Genomic DNA, 17,811 nt, shown 5'->3' on the forward strand with positions numbered 1-17,811 from the left:
CCGTCGAGCGCATGATGCGCGACGCCAAGATCACCCAGATCTACGAAGGCACCAACCAGGTCCAGCGCATCGTCATGGCCCGCAACCTCCCGTAAGGGGGTACGGGAAAGGGCGCCCCTCGAAGAAGGAAGGGCGCCCTTTCCCGTACGGCGACGGGGTCACTTCGACTCGACGGTGACCTTCTCGTCGTTCTGGATCTGCTGCACCAGCTGCTTCACCTTCGGCATGTCCCACTTGAGCGAGTTCTGCGGCGCGCGGCCCGAGATGGGCATGTTCATGGACTTGCCGTCGCCGCCACTGATGCCCTTCATCGCGAAGAACATCTTCCCGAGGTCGTACAGCGACATGTCCTTGTCCACGATCAGCGTGTCCAGACCGGCGCCCAGCGTCGGGTACAGCGCGAACGGGTTGAGGATCGTGCCCGGCGTCGCCGCCTCGTTGGCCAGGGCGGAGAGGAACTTCTGCTGGTTCTTCGTCCGCGCGAGGTCCGACTCGGCGAAGGCGTACCGGGTCCGGACGAAGGCCAGGGCCTGCTCACCGTTGAGGGTCTGCTCGCCGGCCTCGAAGTTCGCCCCGGACTTCTTGTCCTTGAAGCCCTTCTCGATGTTGAGGTCCACGCCGCCGAGCGCGTCCACGATGTTCGCGAAGCCGGCGAAGCCGATCTCCGCGTAGTGGTCGATGCGCAGGCCGGTGTTGAACTCGACGGTCCGCACGAGCAGCTCGGGCCCGTCCATCGCGTACGCCGCGTTCAGCTTGGAGCTGCCGCGGGCCGCGTACTGCTTGCCCGATTCGGAGCCGACGAAGGAGGGGATCGTCACCCACGAGTCGCGGGGGAGCGAGACCATCGTGTTCCCGCTGGAGCAGGCCGCGAGGATCATCATCGAGTCGGTCCGCTTGCCCGCGGCGGAGCCGGTGTGCAGCTTCTTCTTCTCCTCGGCCGTCATGCCCTCACGGCTGTCCGAGCCGACGATCAGATACGTCGTGCAGTCGCCCTCCGACGGCCGCTCGATGACCTTGGAGAGGTCGACCTCGTTGCGCATCTGGGAGCTCGCCCAGGCGTACGTGCCGATGCCCCAGGCGAGGACGCCGACGACCAGCACGATCGAGCCGATCTTGGCGCGCTTGCGCCAGTCCGGGGCGGGGCCGCCACCGGGCCTCGGCGCGTACTGCGGGGGTACGGGACCCCCGCCGCCGCCCTGGGCGCCGCCGCCCTGCTGCGGGCCGCCGTAGACCTGGCCGGTGCTGTAACCGGAGTCGTAGCCCGAGTTCTGGGCCTGTGTGTAGTTCGGGTTGTAGCCCTGGCCGTCGCGGGGCTGCTGCTGCCCGTACGGCTGCTGCTGCTGCGGGACCTGAGGACGCTGCACATGGCTCATCCGGCGAGGTCCCTCGGGCTGGGAGTTCGCGTTGCCACGGCCGTGTCCGCCGTCATGGGGCCAGTCATTCATGCGGACCAGTGTGCCGGGCGGGGGAATCCCCTGGACAGGCCGGGTGGAATATCGGACCGGCCCTGTTGCCAAGCTGATGCAAAACGGACCCCACGGGGACGCTGACGGGACCCGGCATAAGGTGGAGGGCATGACAGATCAGGGCGATATCCCGGGCAAGCCCACCTCGGCCTCCCGCACCACCCTCAGCCACATCATGACGAGCCACGACACCAACCTCCTCGGTACGGTGCACGGCGGCGTGATCATGAAGCTGGTGGACGACGCGGCGGGCGCCGTCGCGGGCCGGCACTCGGGCGGCCCTGCGGTCACCGCCTCGATGGACGAGATGGTCTTCCTGGAGCCGGTGCGGGTCGGGGACCTGCTCCATGTGAAGGCCCAGGTCAACTGGACCGGCCGGTCCTCCATGGAGGTCGGCGTACGGGTCATGGCCGAGCGCTGGAACGAGTCCACGCCCGCCACCCAGGTCGGCTCGGCCTATCTGGTCTTCGCTGCCGTCGACGCGGACGGCAAGCCGCGGCGCGTCCCGCAGGTCGTCCCGGAGACGGAGCAGGACAAGCGCCGCCACCAGGAGGCCCAGATCCGCCGCACCCACCGCCTGGCCCGCCGCCAGGCCATCAAGGAGCTCCGCGAGCGCCGAGCCGCCGAGGGCTACGAGGACTGACCCTCAGGGGGCCGCCCGCGACGAGCGGCCCCTACGGGCACACCACCTGGTCCCCGGTCACCGCGACGAGCGGCCCCTGCCCCTACGGGCACACCACCTGGTCCCCGGTCACCGCCTCGAACGGCCCGCCCCGCCGGGCGTCCTCCGCCCGCACCCCCGTGACCCCCCGGTAGTCCGCCCCCACCGTCACCCGCAGCGTCCCGCCCCGCCCCGCCACCGCCCGCAGCTCCGCCCCCGGCAGCGCCGCCGCGAGCGTCTTCGCCGAGCGGTCCCAGCGCGGGTCGTACTCCACCAGCGTCCGCGCCCGTTCCTGCCCGGCCCCGGTCAGCGGCGTCCGGGTCGTGTCGAAGCCCGTGCCGCGCAGCGCGTCGTCCACCTTCCGGCCGAGTCCGTCCGTCCGCGTCCCGTTGTAGACCTGCACCCGGATGGTGCGCGGAGCCACGTCCACGACGACCGTCTTCGGCGCGCCACCCGCCTTCGCGGAGTCCGCCGCCTTCTGCGGCGTCAGCGGCCGGTCCTCCCGCAGCGCCTGGAACAGCTTCTGCGCCTTCGCCGCGTCCCACTTCACCGTCGAACCGATCCCCTTGACCGGGAAGCTCATGTCGCCGATCGGCACGGACACGAACTCCGACGACGCCGGGGTGAAGCCCCGCATCGCCTTGGCGAGGGCCAACAGCTGATCCGTACCGAAGTCCTCGTCCGCCCGGACGGAACTCAGCATCGTGGTGGCCATCTCACGGAACCGCACCGGGTTCAGCAGCACCCCGCCGCTCGTCGCCCGGTCGATCAGCGCCGCCAGGAACTTCTGCTGCCGCTGCATGCGCCCGATGTCGGCGGCCCCGTCGATGTGCCGGGACCGGACGTACTGGAGGGCCTGCCCGCCGTCGAGCTCGTGGGTGCCGGCCGCGAGGTCGAGCCCGGTGTACGAGTCCTTGACGGCCCTCGTCGTACAGATCTGCACCCCGCCGATCGCGTCCACGGTCCGCATGAAGCTCGTGAAGTCGACCTCCAGATAGTGGTCGATCTTGACGCCGGTCATCGACTCGACGGTCCGGACGGTCAGCCCCGGCCCGCCCTCCGCGTAGGCGGCGTTCAGCTTCACGGGATGGGACTGGTGCTTCCTGCCGCTGGTCAGATCGGTGTGCTCCGGCATCTCGGCGTACGAGTCCCGGGGCAGGCTGACGACGCTCGCCCGCTCCCGGTCCTCCGAGATGTGCACGAGCATCACGGTGTCGGTGCAGTGGCAGGGCGCGCCGCCGAGCCGGTACTTCTCCTTCTCCTCCGGGGTGATCCGGTCCCGCCCGTCGGTGCCGACGACGAGGACGTTCATCCCGTGCCCGGCCTGCGGCCGGTTCTTCATGTCCTTGAACGGGTCGACCCGGGTGATACCGGTGTCGAGGCCGGTCACCACCGCGTGCCCGATCCCGCCCGCCGCGAGGACCCCCACGGACAGCGCGGTCGCCATCCGCATCCCCCACCGGGGGCGCCGCGGTCGCCGCCGACGGACCGGTACGGGCGGCCGGGGCACGGGCCGGCGACGGGGCGTGCGGGGCGGCGTGGGCACGGACGGACACCTCCGCGGGTGGGACAAGGGGAACCGTGAGCACGGTAGGCCCATACGATCAGCGCAAGGGTGCACCACCCATGCGGCGCGCACCGGTGTCCCCCGTTCGCGGTAACGTGGCGGGCAATACTGCTGTCTTCCGGGGGGCGACCCCCGAACCCCCGAGGAACCATGCTGCCCCCCGTCTCCGTGATCATGCCGGTCCTCAACGAGGAGCGGTATCTGCGCACCTCGGTCCGCCACATCCTGGAGCAGGAGTACGACGGCGAGATGGAGGTGGTGATCGCCCTCGGCCCGTCCACGGACCGTACGGACGAGATCGCCGCCGAGCTCGTACGAGAAGACCCCCGCGTCCACACCGTGCCGAACCCCACGGGCCGCACCCCCGCCGCGCTCAACGCCGCGATCAAGGCCTCCCGTCATCCGATCGTGGTGCGCGTCGACGGCCACGGCATGCTCTCGCCGAACTACATCGCCACCGCCGTCCGGCTCCTGGAGGAGACCGGCGCGCAGAACGTCGGCGGTGTCATGCACGCCGAGGGCGAGAACGCCTGGGAGGACGCGGTCGCCGCCGCGATGACCTCGAAGATCGGCGTGGGCAACGCGGCCTTCCACACGGGCGGCGAGGCCGCCCCGGCGGAGACCGTGTACCTGGGCGTCTTCCGGCGCGAGGCGCTGGAGCAGCAGGGCGGGTACAACGTGGAGTTCATCCGCGCCCAGGACTGGGAGCTGAACTTCCGCATCCGCGAGGCGGGCGGCCTCATCTGGTTCTCGCCGGAGCTCCGCGTCCAGTACCGCCCGCGGCCCTCCGTGAAGGCCCTCGCGAAGCAGTACAAGGACTACGGCCGCTGGCGCCACGTGGTGGCCCGCTACCACCAGGGCTCCATCAACCTCCGCTACCTGGCGCCGCCGACCGCCGTCTGCGCCATCGCCGCGGGCATCGTCGTGGGCGCGACGCTCACCCCGCTCGGCTTCGTGATCCCGGCGGGCTACCTCGCCGCCATCACGGCGGGCTCGGTCCCGGCGGGCAAGGGCCTGCCGCTGAAGGCCCGCCTCCAGATCCCGGTGGCGCTCGCGACGATGCACATGTCGTGGGGGTACGGCTTCCTGACGAGCCCGCGCTCGCTGGCCCGGAAGGTCATCGCGAGCCGCCGCCCGGCGGTGAAGGCGGGCGAGTCCGAGACGGTCTGACCGGATCGCGCACACGCCGGATCGCACACGCCGGATCACACACGCCGGATCACACACATGACTGACGGCCGGGTCCCCCAGGGGGCCCGGCCGTCGTCATGTGCGCCTGCGAGTGAGGGGGATCAGCTCTTCCCGTCCCACCGGTAGACCGAGTAGATGTCCATGCACTCCGCCTTGTCGTCGGCGCCGTCCGGCAGGTCACCGGCCACCTGCGTCGGCTTCTTGTACGTGGTGCCCTCGCGCCAGTCCGCGCCGACGACCAGGGTGATGCCCTTCGCCTCGGCATCGGCCCGGACGGCCGAGTCGGGCAGGCCGAGCGCCTTCGTCACGGAGAGCGCGTTCGCCTTGCCCTGGTCGCCGTCCGCCTTGGGGTACGTGACCACGGTGTCCTTGCGGCCGCCGCCGTCCTGGGAGGAGTCGGCCTGGGTGAAGCCCTTGGCCTGAAGGGCCTCGGCCATGTCGCCGGCCCGGCCCTCGACCGCCGGCTCGTCGGCGCCGTCGGTGCCGTTGACGACGGTCACGGGGAAGGAACCGGGGTCCTCGGCCGGGGTCTTGGGCTTGGGCGAGGCGGTGGCCTTCGGCTTCGTCTTGGCGCCGGACTTGTCGCCGTTCTTGTCGTAGGCGACGTCGTCACGGAGCATCGACCACATCTTGTCGGCGGCGGAAGGCCGCAGCTGGAGCCACTCGTCCGGCCGCTGCGGATAGGGGTCCGTGGGGACGGTCGCCGTCGTCAGGCGGTCGATCTTCACGTTCTTGAGCTGCATCGACAGATCGAAGAGCTTCTTCACGGTGTCGAGGTCCTGCGAGACCTTGAGGGACTTGGTGGCGGTCTCGGCCAGGCCCATCAGCCGCCCCGTGTCGGTCCAGGCGTTCTGCTCCTGGAGCTTCTTCATCATCCCGTTCATGTACATGTGCTGGGCCTTGGCGCGGTTCTGGTCGCTGCCGAAGGCGTGCCGGGTACGCAGCCACTGGAGCGCCTGCACGCCCTGGACCTCGGTGGTGCCCTCCTGCAGCTTCAGGCCGGAGCCGCCCTTCACCTGGCGGGTCGACTTGTCGTGCACGGCCGTCTTGACGCAGACGGGGACGCCGCCGACCTCGTCCGCCATGGCCACCACACCGGCGAAGTCGACCATCAGCCAGTGGTCGATGTAGACCCCGGTGAGGCTTTCCCAGGTGGTGAGGGTGCAGCCCGGACCGCCGCGCTGGAGCGACTCGTTGATGGGCCGGTTCGTGGTGGCGGCGTAGGGCGTGCCGTTCTCGTCCTTGCACTCCGGGATCTTGACGACCGTGTCGCGCGGGATGGAGATGAGCGAGGCGTTCTCCCGGTCCGCGGAGACGTGGAGCAGCATCTGCACGTCGGCGAGCGGCTTGCGGTCCTTGTCGTTCCGGCCGCCGCCGAGGGCGATGTTCTTCTCGTCGGCCCGACTGTCGGAGCCTATGAGGAGGATGTTGAGCGGGGTGTCGCCGAGCGCGTTCGGCGCGGCCTTCTTCACGCCGCTGCTGCCGCCCGCGCGGTCACCGCTGCGGATGTTGCCGTTGAGGTGCTCGTAGTACAGGTATCCGGCGCCGGCCGTGCCGAGTATCAGCACCGCCAGGGTGATCGCCACCCAGCGCAGCACCTTGTGCTTGCCGGCCTTCTTGGCCCGTCGGCGCGAGCCGCCGCGCCGGTGGCTCGTCCGCGCGTCGCCGCCGGCCCCCGCCCCGCCCCCGCCGCTGTTGCCGCTGCGCCGCCGCTCGGCTCGGGTCGACGCCGACGCGGACGTACCGGAGGACCCGGCGTCCTCGGAGGTGCCGGCGCTCCCGGCTTCGCCCCCGGCGCCGGTCGCCTCCCCCGCCCCGTGCAGCTCGTCGTCCCAGCCCAGTTGACGGGCGCGCGGAACGCGTCCCCGCGTTCCCTCCCCACGCACGTTCTGTCCCACCCCAGGTCCCCTCGTGAATCAGCAGTGCGCCGAGGCCTGGTGTTTCCAGGTCATTCGGCACACACCTTCTTGTCGGCTTCTACCTTGTCGACGTCCGGCGCCTTCGTCGGACCCTTGATGGGCACCCCCGCGCCCTTGAAGTCGGCGCCGAGGACGAGCGTCATGGGCTCGCGTTCCGCGGCGTCCTGAGTGCCCGGCTTGAGAGCCGTGGCGGCCAGACCCATCATGTCCGCGAGCTTGCGGGCCTGATCGGCCTGGTTCGGTGCGTAGGTGAGTGTGGTCTTCGCCGCCTTCTCGGGGGCGTTGCTCTTGTTGGTGGAGCGGCTCACACCCATGTCGTTCTGCAGCCAGTTGATCGTGGACTGCGCGGCCCCCGTGATGCCACTGCCGTTGTAGACGTCGACGCGGACGTCGGCGGCCTGCGCGCGCGTCCCCTGGAGGAGCTTCGCCTGGGCCTGCGCCTTGGCGTTCTTGGCGTCCTTCTCCTTCTTCTTCACCTCGGTGAAGGAGACGTCGTTCTGGATCATGCTGAAGACCTGCGGGGCCTTGGTCTGGTCGAGGACGACGGTCGCCCGCTTGTTCGGCGGCTCGTCGGGGTTGTCGACGACCGGCACGGTCATGAAGCTGATGTTCTTGAGGTCGACCTTGCCGATCTCCTTGGCGAGGCTGGTCAGCTTCAGGGCACTTCCTATGCCCTTGTCGACCGTCAGCGCGTCGGTCGCCGCCTCCGCGACGTCGAGCAGCTGCGTCGGGCTGTCCAGCGTGTCTTCCTTCAGCTGGCGCATCATCGACGCGAGGAACTGCTGCTGCATCTTGATGCGGTCCAGGTCGCTCTCGTTGCCGAGGCCGTGGCGGTTGCGGAGGAACGCGAGCGCGTCCTCGCCCTGGATGCGGTGCTCGCCCTCGTCGAGGTCGAGCTTGGAGCTCTTGTCGCGGATGGGCTTGGTCAGGCAGACCTTCACCCCGCCGACCGCGGTCGACAGCGTCTTGACCGCGTTGAAGTCGACCATCATGAAGTGGTTGATGCCGATGCCGGTCATCTCCGTGATGGTGCGCATGGTGCAGCCGGGGTCGCGGCCGTCCACGCCGAACGACTCGTTGAACTTGGTCTTCCCGACCGAGCCGGGGATGACCTTGGTCGAGCCGTCGGGCTGCTTCGTGGGGCAGTCCGGGATCTCGATCTTGAGGTCGCGGGGGATGCTCACCGCCGTCGCGTTGGTGCGGTCCTCGGCGATGTGGATCAGGAACGTCGTGTCGGCGTGGCCGGTGACGTTGGTCTTGTTCCCGTAGGTCTCGTTGCCCTCGCCGGTCCGGACGTCGTTGCCGATGACCAGGATGTTGAGCGGCCCGTCCATGCCCGGCGTCTCCACCGCGGCGTTGCCGACGTCGACGGCGTCGATGTTGCCGTCGAGCTTCTGGTAGAGCATGTACGCGCCGGTGGCGCCGCCCACGAGCACGAGGGCCATCGTGCCGCCGGTCCACAGGAGGACCTTCTTCTTGCGGGACGCGCCCTGCTTGCGCTTGCGGCGGCTCGCGGGCGGCTGTCCGCCGCCGCCCTGCTCGGAGACGCGGCGACGGCGCTGACCGGGGACGGGCACCTCGGTGGCCGTGCCGGTGCCGGCGGTGGCGCCGTGGCCGGTGTCGGCTCTGTCGGCAGCGGTGGCCGTGTTCGATCTCCGGGGCCGGGACGGCGACGGCGGCTGCCCAGCGGAGTGGTCCAGTCGCAGTTCGTAGTTGCCGGTCTGCGGGTTGAGCACCCACTGGTCGGCGGGGTCGATCTCGTCCGCCCGTCCACGGCTGTGCGCGTCCACGGTTACTCGAATCCTCCGTCGGTGCCACGCGAGGCGCCTCCCCCGAAGGGCGCCGCTCTCTCGGTCGTTCGATCCTTGGTGAGTGCGACGACCAGACGGTCGGGGTGCACCGGATCGCGTCACACTATCCGCCCAGTTCAGCGTGGAGCGACGTCAGTGACAAATTCCACGCCCCTTACAACCGGGCAATTTGCCCAAACCTCATCCCTCACCGCCCTCCCCTTGGGGCGCCCTTTACCCACCGCCCCCGAGGGGTGTTCAGGAGCACACCCCTTCCGCCGCGTTCCGGCCCGTGAAGGTCGGCGTCGTGGAGGGCGTCGGGGCGTCCGCGTCGTCGGGCTTCCCGTCGCCGCGGCTCCCGACGCCCGTCCCGCCGCTCCCCTCGCCGCCCTCCTCCTCGGTGTGCGGAGTCACGAGGACGGGCTTGTCCTCCCGTAGCTGCCTGAAGAGTTGACTCGCCGCCGGCTGTACCAGTTCGTCCCGATTCGCGTTGTACGTGTACGGGCGGCGCGGCACCGTGAGGAACTGCACCTTCTCCGTCGGGATGGCCCGCATCGCGCGCGCCAGGTCGTACAGGTCCCGCAGCGAGTCGAGCCCGGGGTCGGTCGTGATCGCCTTCGTGGCCGCGTCCAGGACCGGGTAGAGCTTGGTCGGGTTCAGCAGGACCCCGTCGCTCTGGACCTTGTTGACGAGGGCGCCGAGGAACTGCTGCTGGCGGTCCATGCGTTCCGTGTCGCTGCCGTTGCCGATCGACTTCCTGGCCCGTACGAAGCCGAGGGCCTGCTCACCGCGGAGCGTCTGGCGCCCCGCGGGCAGCTTCAGCTTGGCGTCGGCGTCGTCGACGGGCTCCTTGAGGCAGACCTCCACCCCGTCCACGGCGTCCACCATCTTCTTGAAGCCCCGGAAGTCGATCACCATGTGGTTGTCGACGCGGATCCCGGTCAGCTTCTCGACGGTACGGATCGTGCACGCCGTGCCGCCGAACTCGAAGGCCCAGTTGAACTGTGCGAACTGCTCGCGGGTGCGGGTCCCGTCAGGCTTGGAGCAGCTCGGGATCGTCACCATCAGGTCGCGCGGGAGCGAGACGGCCGTCGCACTCGACTTCTCCGCCGACAGGTGCAGCAGGATCGTCGTGTCGGAGCGCTGGGTGCCCTTGTCCTTGCCGTACTCGCGGTTCCCCTCGCCGGTCCGGGTGTCCGAGCCGATGAGCAGGATGTTCCTGGCGGCGGTGGCGCCCGCCGTCGGCCGCTCCTTCTCGTACTTCCGCAGCTCTTCGGCGGCCGTCGTGTCCGTGGTGATGTTGCCGTCGAGCTTCCGGTAGAACCACCAGCCGACCCCGGCCGCGAGCAGCACGACGAACGAGATCGCGAGGGCCGTCCACCGCAGCCAGTGGCGTTTGCTCGGCTGCTCCGGAGCACCGGGCGCCGCGTCCTCCGCTGCCGGGGGATCCGGTTCGGGGGGCGTGCCAGCACGGTCCGTCACGTCTCAGTCCGTCCTTCAAGGCGTCGGCGGCGCGCCCGGCGGCCACCGGTCATGGAAGAAGACGGCCGAACCCGACGCATGGTTGTGCGGAAGGAGTCGACTCCCCCCGGCCGATCATGTACCGGAGTCGGTGCGGGGGCCCGGGGACTCGGCGCGGCCCTAGGCCAAATGGGGTTTCATCGGGTCAGCTGCGCCTGGGTCGGTGGGGGCTGGTGCCGGTGGGTGTCGATCGGGCGCTGGGTTGGTGTGGGTGGGCTTGTGCGGGTTCGGGGCGGGCAGGTGTGCTTGGCGGGGTGCTCAGAGAGCCTTCCGGGGAGGAGTCGGGACGGCCTTCCGTTCGGGGAGGAGTCGGGACGGCCTTCCGTTCGGGGAGGAGCCGGGGCGGTCCTCTGAGTGCACCGGCGAGGGTCCGGGGGGGCTCAGAGCGCCGTGTGCGTCACGCGTTCGCTCTCCACGCGCTTCTCCAGGGCCTCGGGTGCCAGCTGGGCCAGGTTCCGGCACAGCACCACCGAGCCGCCGGCCGCTAGCGGCGCGTACAGGCCGGACGAGAGCCCCTGCCAGGTCCCGTAGCCGAGCCCGGACAGGAGGCGGGAGCCGGGGGCGAGGCCGAGCGCGGCCGCGTCCACGCGGGCCTGCTCGACGAGCTGCGTGCCGCTCCGTTCCGTACCGTCGACGACGAGGGCGGGAGCCTCCGCGTCGACCGGCACGAACGGCGCGAACCGGTCGCCCTGGCTCGGCACCTCGACCGCGTAGTCGGCGTACCCGGCGGGCGGGGCGGGGAAGCGGCGCCCCATCGGCGCCAGCGACAGCGCGATCCGCTCACCGGAACAGGCGAGCCCCGTCTCCAGCGTCTCCGGCCCGGCGACCACGACGTCCGCGTCCGCGGGATCGCCGCCGACCTCGACGGCCACCCCGACGGAGGAGCAGGCGAGCAGCCAGACGGCCGTCTGCCAGTGCGCGGGCAGCAGCAGCGCGAGCCGGTCGCCCGGTCCGGCGGACAGCTCTCCCTGGAGCAGGTTCGCCGTCTTGGCCACCCAATTGGCGAAGGTGGCGACGGACAATTCCACGCGCTCACCGGTGGCGTCGTCGTAGAAAGTGACCAAGGGGCGGGCGGGGTCCGCGGCGAGCGCGGATCGCAGCAGGTCGGCGGGGGTGCGGTCGCTGGCGTTCACGCCGGACAGCGTACGCGGGCGGGCGCGAGCGGTCCTCCGTACCGGTGACGCCGTCCACCGGTCGGCCCGACGGTCCGTCAATTTCCGCGCGGATTCCCGGCGCGCGGAACGGCCCGGGGATACGCACGATCGGCCCATGCGTGCCTCACTCGCCACCTCGATCGCCGTCACCTGCGCGGCGGTGCTCGCCCTGCCGGCCTCCCTCGCCGCACCCGCGGCGGCCACGGCGCCACCGGCGGTCGCCGCGCTGCCACCGGGGCCCGAGGAACTGCCCGGCTCCACCCAGTCGCTGCCGCTCGTGCCCCTGGACGGCTCCGTACGCGGCTTCGGCGGCGGAACCGGGGCCGATCCGGGCGAGCGGGGCCTGGCCCGACGCGACGTCCGACCGTTCTCCCTCGTCGGCGTCGTCTGGGACGACCCGACGGCCGCGCTGCACGGCGCCGTGCAGGTCCGCACCCGGGCCACCGGCGGCGGGACCTGGTCGGAGTGGCAGGACGTGGAGACCCACAACGACGAGCACGGCGCCGACCCGGAGACCGCGGAGGGCGCCTCCCGGGCGCTCAAGGGCTCCACGGCACCGCTGTGGGTGGGCGACTCGGACGGCGTCGAGATCCGCGTACGGGGCGAGGACCAGCTCCCCGAGGGCCTCCGCCTGGAACTGGTCGACCCGGGCGCGGACCGGGCCGGCACCGCCCCCCAGGTCCGTACGGCGGCGGTCGGGGCCGGCCCGACGGCGGCCGAGGCGGCGGCCAGCGCGGTCAACTCCCAGCTGGCGCCGTACGGCGCGGCCTGGATCCCGGCGCTGTCGAAGGAGGAGACGGAGGTGACGTTCCGCCACTTCCCGCAGGAGGCGCGGCGTCCGCAGACGACACCGGCGAAGACCGCTCAGGCCGCCCCGGTCGCGGCGGTCGCGGCGAAGCCGTACATCGGCCCCCGCCCGAAGATCATCACGCGCAAGGGCTGGGGAGCCGACGAGAAGCTCCGCGAGAAGGGCTTCGTCTACACGAAGAGCGTCAAGGCGGCCTTCGTCCACCACAGCGCGACCGGCAACAACTACACGTGCCGCCAGGCCCCCTCCGTCCTTCGCGGTATCTACCGCTACCACGTCCTGAGCAGCGGATGGCGGGACTTCGGCTACAACTTCGCCGTGGACAAGTGCGGCACCATCTACGAAGGCCGGGCGGGAGGTGTGGCCAAGCCCGTCCTGGGCGCGCACACGCTCGGATTCAACACGAACAGCATGGGCGTCGCCGTCCTCGGCACGTACAGCAAGACGAATCCGCCGGCCGCCGTGCTCACCGCCGTCGCCAAACTGACGGCCTGGAAACTCGGGCTGCACGGTGTGGACCCGAAGGGCACGACGTACCTCACCTCAGGTGGCGGAAACCTGTACAAGAAGGGCACGAAGGTCAAGCTCCGCACGATCGCCGGACACCGTGACGGATTCGCCACGGAGTGCCCCGGCGCACGCCTGTACGGCAAGCTCGCCACGGCCAGGACGACCTCCGCGAAGTACCAGGGAAGGCGCTGATGGGGTCAGCCGGGCAACCATCTGCATAAACTGACCGGTCATATCGCACGGAAGACCGAGACGGGCGGGCGGACCGGCCCCGAACAGGAAGCAGAGACGACAAGGTGACTGAAGCGATCCTCCTGGTCGGTGGCAAGGGCACAAGGCTGCGACCCCTCACGGTCAACACGCCCAAACCCATGGTCCCGGCGGCGGGCGTCCCCTTCCTGACGCATCAGCTGGCCCGCGCCCGCGCCGCCGGCGTCGAGCACATCGTGCTCGCCACCTCCTACCTGGCCGAGGTCTTCGAGCCGCACTTCGGCGACGGCTCCGACCTCGGCCTGAGCCTGGAGTACGTCACCGAGGAGGAGCCGCTCGGCACGGGAGGCGCGATACGCAACGTCGCCTCGCGCCTCCACTCGGGCCCCGACGACCCGGTCCTGATCTTCAACGGCGACATCCTCACCGGCCTCGACATCCGGGCCCTCGTCGACACCCACGCCACCTCCGGCGCGGACGTCTCGCTCCACCTCACCCGTGTGGAGGACCCCCGCGCCTTCGGCCTGGTCCCCACAGACGCCACGGGCCGGGTGACGGCCTTCCTGGAGAAGCCGCAAACCCCCGAAGAGATCGTCACGGACCAGATCAACGCCGGCGCGTACGTCTTCCGCCGCTCGGTCATCGACAAGATCCCGGCGGGCCGCCCGGTCTCCGTCGAACGCGAGACCTTCCCCGAGCTCCTCTCCTCCGGAGCCCACCTCCAGGGCATGGTCGACTCCACGTACTGGCTGGACCTCGGCACCCCGCAGGCCTTCGTCCGCGGCTCCGCCGACCTGGTCCTCGGCCGCGCCCCCTCCCCGGCCGTCCCGGGCCGCTGCGGCGACCGGCTGGTCCTCCCGTCGGCCCGCGTCGCCCCGGACGCCAAGCTGACCGGCGGCACGGTCATCGGCGCGGACGCGCGGGTGGGCGAGGGCGCCCGCATCACGGGCTCCACGATCCTGGCGGGCGCGGTCATCGAACCGGGTGCGGTGATCACCGACTCCCTCGTCGGCGCGGGCGCGCGCATCGGAGCCCGTACGGTCCTCACGGGCGCGGTGATAGGCGACGGCGCCCACGTGGGCCCGGACAACGAACTCCGCGACGGCATCCGCATCTGGTGCGACACCACCCTCCCCGCCAACGCGGTCCGCTTCTCCTCGGACCAGTAGCCCTCCAAGGACCGGGCCCCGGCGGACCCGCCATGCCACGCCCGCCCGCCGGGCCCGCCACGCTCTGGGCTGCCCGCGACCACCCCACGTCGCGGGCACGCGTGCGGCCGGGGTGGACCCCACCCCGACCGCCCCCACACACACAACAAACCCCGCGCCGCGCTTCCGCGCCCGCGCCGCGCTTCCGCGCCCGCGCCGCGCTTCCGCGCCCGCGCCGCGCTTCCGCGCCCGCGGCGGGCGCCTTGCGGGCCGCCGCCCCACGTTGTGGGCATGCGTTCCGCCGGGGCTGGGCCCCCTGGGGAGAGGGGCGCAACGCCCCCAGGGCGACGCCCGTCGCCCTGCGCGTTCACCTCCAGGACCCGCACGGCACCAGGCAGGACCCGCACGTCCCCGAGCCAAGGCCCCGCACGGGACAGGCCAAGACCAAGCGCCCGGCTACGCTCGTAGCCATGGCCGGCCGCTTCCCACCCCGCACCCCCACCACCACCCGCACCACGGTGCGCGGCGGCGCCGTCCCCGTACCCGCCACAGCGGACGCCCCGCCCAACCAGGACGAGGACCAGGACCTGGACCCGGATTTGGCGCAGGGTCCGGCCACGACCCCGCCCCCGGCCACGACCCCGGACCTCGGCCTCACCCTCGGCCCCCTCCGCCGCGGCCCCGCCGACCCCACGTTCCGCGTCACCCCGGACGGCTCCGTCTGGCGGGCCAGCCGTACCCCCGCCGGTCCCGGCACGATCCGCCTCGCCGTCCGCGACGGCCAGGTCGCGGCCGAAGCCTGGGGCGCGGGCGCGACCTGGCTCCTGGACCGCCTCCCGGCGCTGACCGGCGCCGAGGACGACCCCACCGCCTTCGTCCCCCGCCACAAACTCCTCGCCGCCACCCACCGCCGCCGCCCCGGCCTCCGCCTCACCCGCACGGGCCTGGTCCTGGAGTCCCTGATCCCGTCGGTCCTGGAGCAGAAGGTCACGGCGGACGAGGCCTACCGGTCCTGGCGGATCCTCGTGCGGAAGTACGGCGAGCCCGCGCCGGGCCCGGCCCCCGAGGGCATGTACGTGATGCCGGACGCCCGCACCTGGACCCTGATCCCGTCCTGGGAGTGGCACCGCGCGAACGTCGACGGCAAACGCTCGGCCACGATCGTCCGCGCGGCCAGAGCGGCGGCCCGCCTGGAGGAGGCGGCGCACATGGACCCGCCGGCGGCCCGTCGGCGCCTGGAACTGATCCCGGGCATCGGCCCGTGGACGAGCGCCGAGACGGTCCAGCGCAGCAACGGCGCGCCGGACGAGGTCACCACCGGAGACCTGCACCTCCCGGGCATCGTCGGCTGGGCCCTCACGGGCGACCGCACGACCGACGACGCCGCGATGCTGGAGCTCCTGGCCCCGTACGAGGGCCAGCGCCACCGCGCGGCCCGCCTGATCCTCCTCAGCGGCCGCGTCCCGCCCCGCAGGGCGCCCCGGATGGCACCCGGCAAGATCGCCCACCTCTAAAAAAGGTTCAGCGAACCTCGACGAACTCCGCAGCACGCCGCGCCGGCCGCGCGCTCGGCGGCACCGCCGCATGCCCGATCGCCACCGCGCCCATCGGGTCCCAGCCCTCCGGCAGCCCGAGGACGTCCCGTACGACGTCCCGGCAGAACATCGTCGACGACACCCACGCCGAGCCCAGCCGCTCACCGGCCAGCGCCACCAGGAAGTTCTGTACGCCCGCGCCCGCGGCGACCACGAACATCTCGCGCTCGGCGGCGTCCCGGCGCGGATCGCCGTAGTGGTGGGCGCCGTCCATCACGAGGCAGGGCACGGCCAGATAGGGCGCGTCGCGCAGGACGTCCCCGCGCCGCACCCGCTTGGCCACGGACTCCTCGGACTTCCCGTCCCGCCGCAGGTCCGCGATCCACGCGTCCCGCATCGCGTCGAGCAGTCGCACCCGCGACTCGGGCGACTCGAGGAGGACGAACCGCCAGGGCGTGGTGTGGTGCGGGGCCGGCGCCGTCACGGCCGCGGCGACCGCACGCCGTACCGCGCCCGGGTCGACGGGCTCGTCGGTGAACTTCCGTACGGTGCGCCGCAGCGTGACCGCCTCCCGTACGGCCTCCGACGTCCCGAGCCGGAACATGTCGTCGGCGGCGCCGCGCACGAGCGCCCGCGCCCCCGGCTCCTCGTCCCCGCCCACCACGTGCGGCAGGCCGCGGACGACGGCGACCGGCAGCCCGTTCGCCTTGCCCTTCACCAGGTCGCCGGCGGCGGCGAGTTCGTCGGCGGTGGCGACCACGGTCGCGCTCAGCGGATTGCCGTGCGCGTCGGTCCCACCGCGCAGGTCGTCGAGGACCCGCACGCCGGCCGCGCCGATCGCGACATCGGTGAGGCCGCTGCGCCAGGGCCGCCCGAAGGTGTCCGTGACGACGACCCCGACGTCGACGCCGAGCGCCTCGCGGAGCCCCGAACGGATCTGCCGCGCCGAGGAGTCGGGGTCCTCCGGCAGCAACAGCACCGTGCCGGAAGGGGTGTTGGAGGCGTCGACCCCGGCGGCGGCCATGACGAGGCCCTGCCGGTTCTCGACGATCCGCAGCGTGCCGCGCCGCGCCACCACCCGTACCGTCTCGGCGTCTATCGCCTCCTCGCGGTCGTCGGCGGCGATCACCCGCCCCTCGGCCTTGCTCACGATCTTGGAGGTGACGAGGAGGACGTCGCCGTCGACGAGCCCCGGTGACACGGAGGCGATGAGCTTGGCCAGATCGTCCCCGGCCGCGACCTCGGGCAGCCCGTCGAGCGCCCACACCCGGTACGAGGGGGACCCGCCGGCAGCGGACCCGCCGGCAGCGGACCCGTCGACAAGGGACCCGCCGGCAGCGGAGCCGTACAAGGACGGGCCGGCGGTCACCCGCGTACCTCCTCGGCGAGCGCCAGCGCCTCACGCGCCATCGCGGCCGTCGCCTCCACGTCCGTCATCATCAGCGGCACCGCGCGGCAGCGGATGCCCGCCGCCTCGACGTCCGCCACGGCGCCCGCGTCCACGGTGTCCACCAGCCAGCCGGCGACGAGTTCGGAGCCGTAGTGCAGGGCCACCGCCGTCGCCGTGGACTCCACGCCGACCGCCGCGAGCACCTTGTCGGCCATGCCCCGCACGGGCGCGTCGCCGACGATGGGGGAGAGCCCCACGACCGGTGTCCCGGCGGCGCCGGCCGCGACGATCGCGTCGCGGATCCCGGGCACGGCCAGGATCGTCCCGACGCTCACCACGGGGTTGGACGGCGGGAAGAGGATGACGTCCGCCTCGGCGATCGCGTCCAGGACGCCCGGCGCGGGCTTCGCCGCCTCCACGCCGACCGGGACGACGGCCTTCGCGTCCACGGAGGCGCGCAACTTCACCCAGTACTCCTGGAAGTGCACGGCCCGCCGCTCGCCGTCGACCTCGATCGCGACGTGCGTCTCGACGCGGTCGTCGGTCATGGGGAGCAGCCGCACGCCCGGCTGCCAGCGGGCGCACAGCGCCTCGGTGACGGCGCTCAGCGGGAAGCCCGCGCCGAGCATCTGCGTGCGGACGATGTGGGTCGCGAAGTCCCGGTCGCCGAGGCCGAACCACTCGGGTCCGACGCCGTACGCCGCGAGCTCCTCCTTGACCGTGAAGGACTCGTCGAGGCGGCCCCAGCCCTGTTCCTCGTTGATGCCACCGCCGAGGGTGTACATCACCGTGTCCAGGTCGGGGCAGACCTTCAGCCCGAAGAGATGGATGTCGTCACCGGTGTTGCCGACGACCGTGATCTCCGCGTCCGGCGCGGCCTGCTTGAGGCCGCGAAGGAAGCGGGCACCACCGATGCCACCGGCCAGAACCACAATGCGCAT

The 17,811-nt window shown here is 72.0% G+C and carries 14 protein-coding genes; 6 read left to right on the forward strand and 8 right to left on the reverse strand.

The features are described from left to right. Positions 1-95 (forward strand): acyl-CoA dehydrogenase family protein (locus ACFWWU_RS36235; protein WP_132919430.1); only part of this gene is annotated, 95 nt, incomplete at its 5' end. A 63-nt stretch (positions 96-158) separates the two neighbouring features. Here ACFWWU_RS36235 and ACFWWU_RS36240 read toward each other — a convergent pair. Continuing rightward, positions 159-1,445, reverse strand: coding sequence for an LCP family protein (locus ACFWWU_RS36240; protein WP_384153122.1), 1,287 nt, complete (start codon positions 1,443-1,445; stop codon positions 159-161). Between the two features lie 130 nt (positions 1,446-1,575). On the opposite strand from ACFWWU_RS36240, the gene ACFWWU_RS36245 reads away from it, so the two are divergent. Next, on the forward strand, positions 1,576-2,109 hold the full coding sequence (locus tag ACFWWU_RS36245; RefSeq protein WP_267043951.1) for an acyl-CoA thioesterase: 534 nt from the start codon (positions 1,576-1,578) through the stop codon (positions 2,107-2,109). A gap of 82 nt (positions 2,110-2,191) precedes the next feature. On the opposite strand, the gene ACFWWU_RS36250 is transcribed toward ACFWWU_RS36245, so the two are convergent. Continuing rightward, the gene (locus ACFWWU_RS36250) at positions 2,192-3,580 is read right to left on the reverse strand and encodes an LCP family protein (protein ID WP_384153125.1); all 1,389 of its coding nucleotides are present in this window, start codon (positions 3,578-3,580) and stop codon (positions 2,192-2,194) included. A gap of 264 nt (positions 3,581-3,844) precedes the next feature. Here ACFWWU_RS36250 and ACFWWU_RS36255 point away from each other — a divergent pair, with 264 nt between their 5' ends. Further along, positions 3,845-4,864 carry a glycosyltransferase family 2 protein gene (locus ACFWWU_RS36255; protein WP_384153128.1) on the forward strand — a complete coding sequence of 340 codons (1,020 nt, stop codon included), beginning with the start codon at positions 3,845-3,847 and terminating at the stop codon, positions 4,862-4,864. A gap of 122 nt (positions 4,865-4,986) precedes the next feature. On the opposite strand, the gene ACFWWU_RS36260 is transcribed toward ACFWWU_RS36255, so the two are convergent. The 4 genes from ACFWWU_RS36260 to ACFWWU_RS36275 form a co-directional block, all read right to left on the reverse strand. Continuing rightward, a complete protein-coding gene (locus ACFWWU_RS36260) occupies positions 4,987-6,783 on the reverse strand; it encodes an LCP family protein (RefSeq protein WP_384153131.1) in 1,797 nt (598 codons plus the stop codon). A gap of 50 nt (positions 6,784-6,833) precedes the next feature. After that, complete coding sequence (locus ACFWWU_RS36265) at positions 6,834-8,594, reverse strand: LCP family protein (protein ID WP_384153134.1); 1,761 nt, start codon at positions 8,592-8,594, stop codon at positions 6,834-6,836. Positions 8,595-8,852: 258 nt separating this feature from the next. Continuing rightward, a complete protein-coding gene (locus ACFWWU_RS36270) occupies positions 8,853-10,076 on the reverse strand; it encodes an LCP family protein (protein ID WP_384153137.1) in 1,224 nt (407 codons plus the stop codon). A gap of 419 nt (positions 10,077-10,495) precedes the next feature. After that, complete coding sequence (locus ACFWWU_RS36275) at positions 10,496-11,248, reverse strand: TIGR03089 family protein (RefSeq protein WP_384153140.1); 753 nt, start codon at positions 11,246-11,248, stop codon at positions 10,496-10,498. A 136-nt stretch (positions 11,249-11,384) separates the two neighbouring features. Here ACFWWU_RS36275 and ACFWWU_RS36280 point away from each other — a divergent pair, with 136 nt between their 5' ends. The 3 genes from ACFWWU_RS36280 to ACFWWU_RS36290 all read left to right on the forward strand — a co-directional run bounded on the left by ACFWWU_RS36280 (position 11,385) and on the right by ACFWWU_RS36290 (position 15,459). Further along, entirely contained in the window at positions 11,385-12,779 is a 1,395-nt protein-coding gene (locus ACFWWU_RS36280) for a peptidoglycan recognition protein (RefSeq protein ID WP_384153143.1), read from the forward strand. A 104-nt stretch (positions 12,780-12,883) separates the two neighbouring features. After that, positions 12,884-13,966 carry a sugar phosphate nucleotidyltransferase gene (locus ACFWWU_RS36285; protein WP_384153146.1) on the forward strand — a complete coding sequence of 361 codons (1,083 nt, stop codon included), beginning with the start codon at positions 12,884-12,886 and terminating at the stop codon, positions 13,964-13,966. A gap of 449 nt (positions 13,967-14,415) precedes the next feature. Further along, positions 14,416-15,459, forward strand: coding sequence for a DNA-3-methyladenine glycosylase family protein (locus tag ACFWWU_RS36290; RefSeq protein ID WP_384153149.1), 1,044 nt, complete (start codon positions 14,416-14,418; stop codon positions 15,457-15,459). A 7-nt stretch (positions 15,460-15,466) separates the two neighbouring features. Here the strand turns inward: ACFWWU_RS36290 and ACFWWU_RS36295 are convergent, their stop codons facing one another. Together ACFWWU_RS36295 and cofD are read right to left on the reverse strand one after the other, a co-directional pair. Continuing rightward, positions 15,467-16,849, reverse strand: a complete 1,383-nt coding sequence (locus tag ACFWWU_RS36295; protein WP_384153152.1) for a coenzyme F420-0:L-glutamate ligase — start codon at positions 16,847-16,849, stop codon at positions 15,467-15,469. Further along, positions 16,846-17,811: a 2-phospho-L-lactate transferase gene (gene cofD / locus ACFWWU_RS36300; protein ID WP_384153155.1), complete on the reverse strand. Its 966-nt coding sequence runs from the start codon at positions 17,809-17,811 to the stop codon at positions 16,846-16,848. Before cofD ends, ACFWWU_RS36295 begins: the two co-directional genes overlap by 4 nt.

The sequence above is a fragment of the Streptomyces sp. NPDC058650 genome, from assembly GCF_042717315.1.
In the GTDB taxonomy this organism is placed as follows: Bacteria; Actinomycetota; Actinomycetes; order Streptomycetales; family Streptomycetaceae; genus Streptomyces.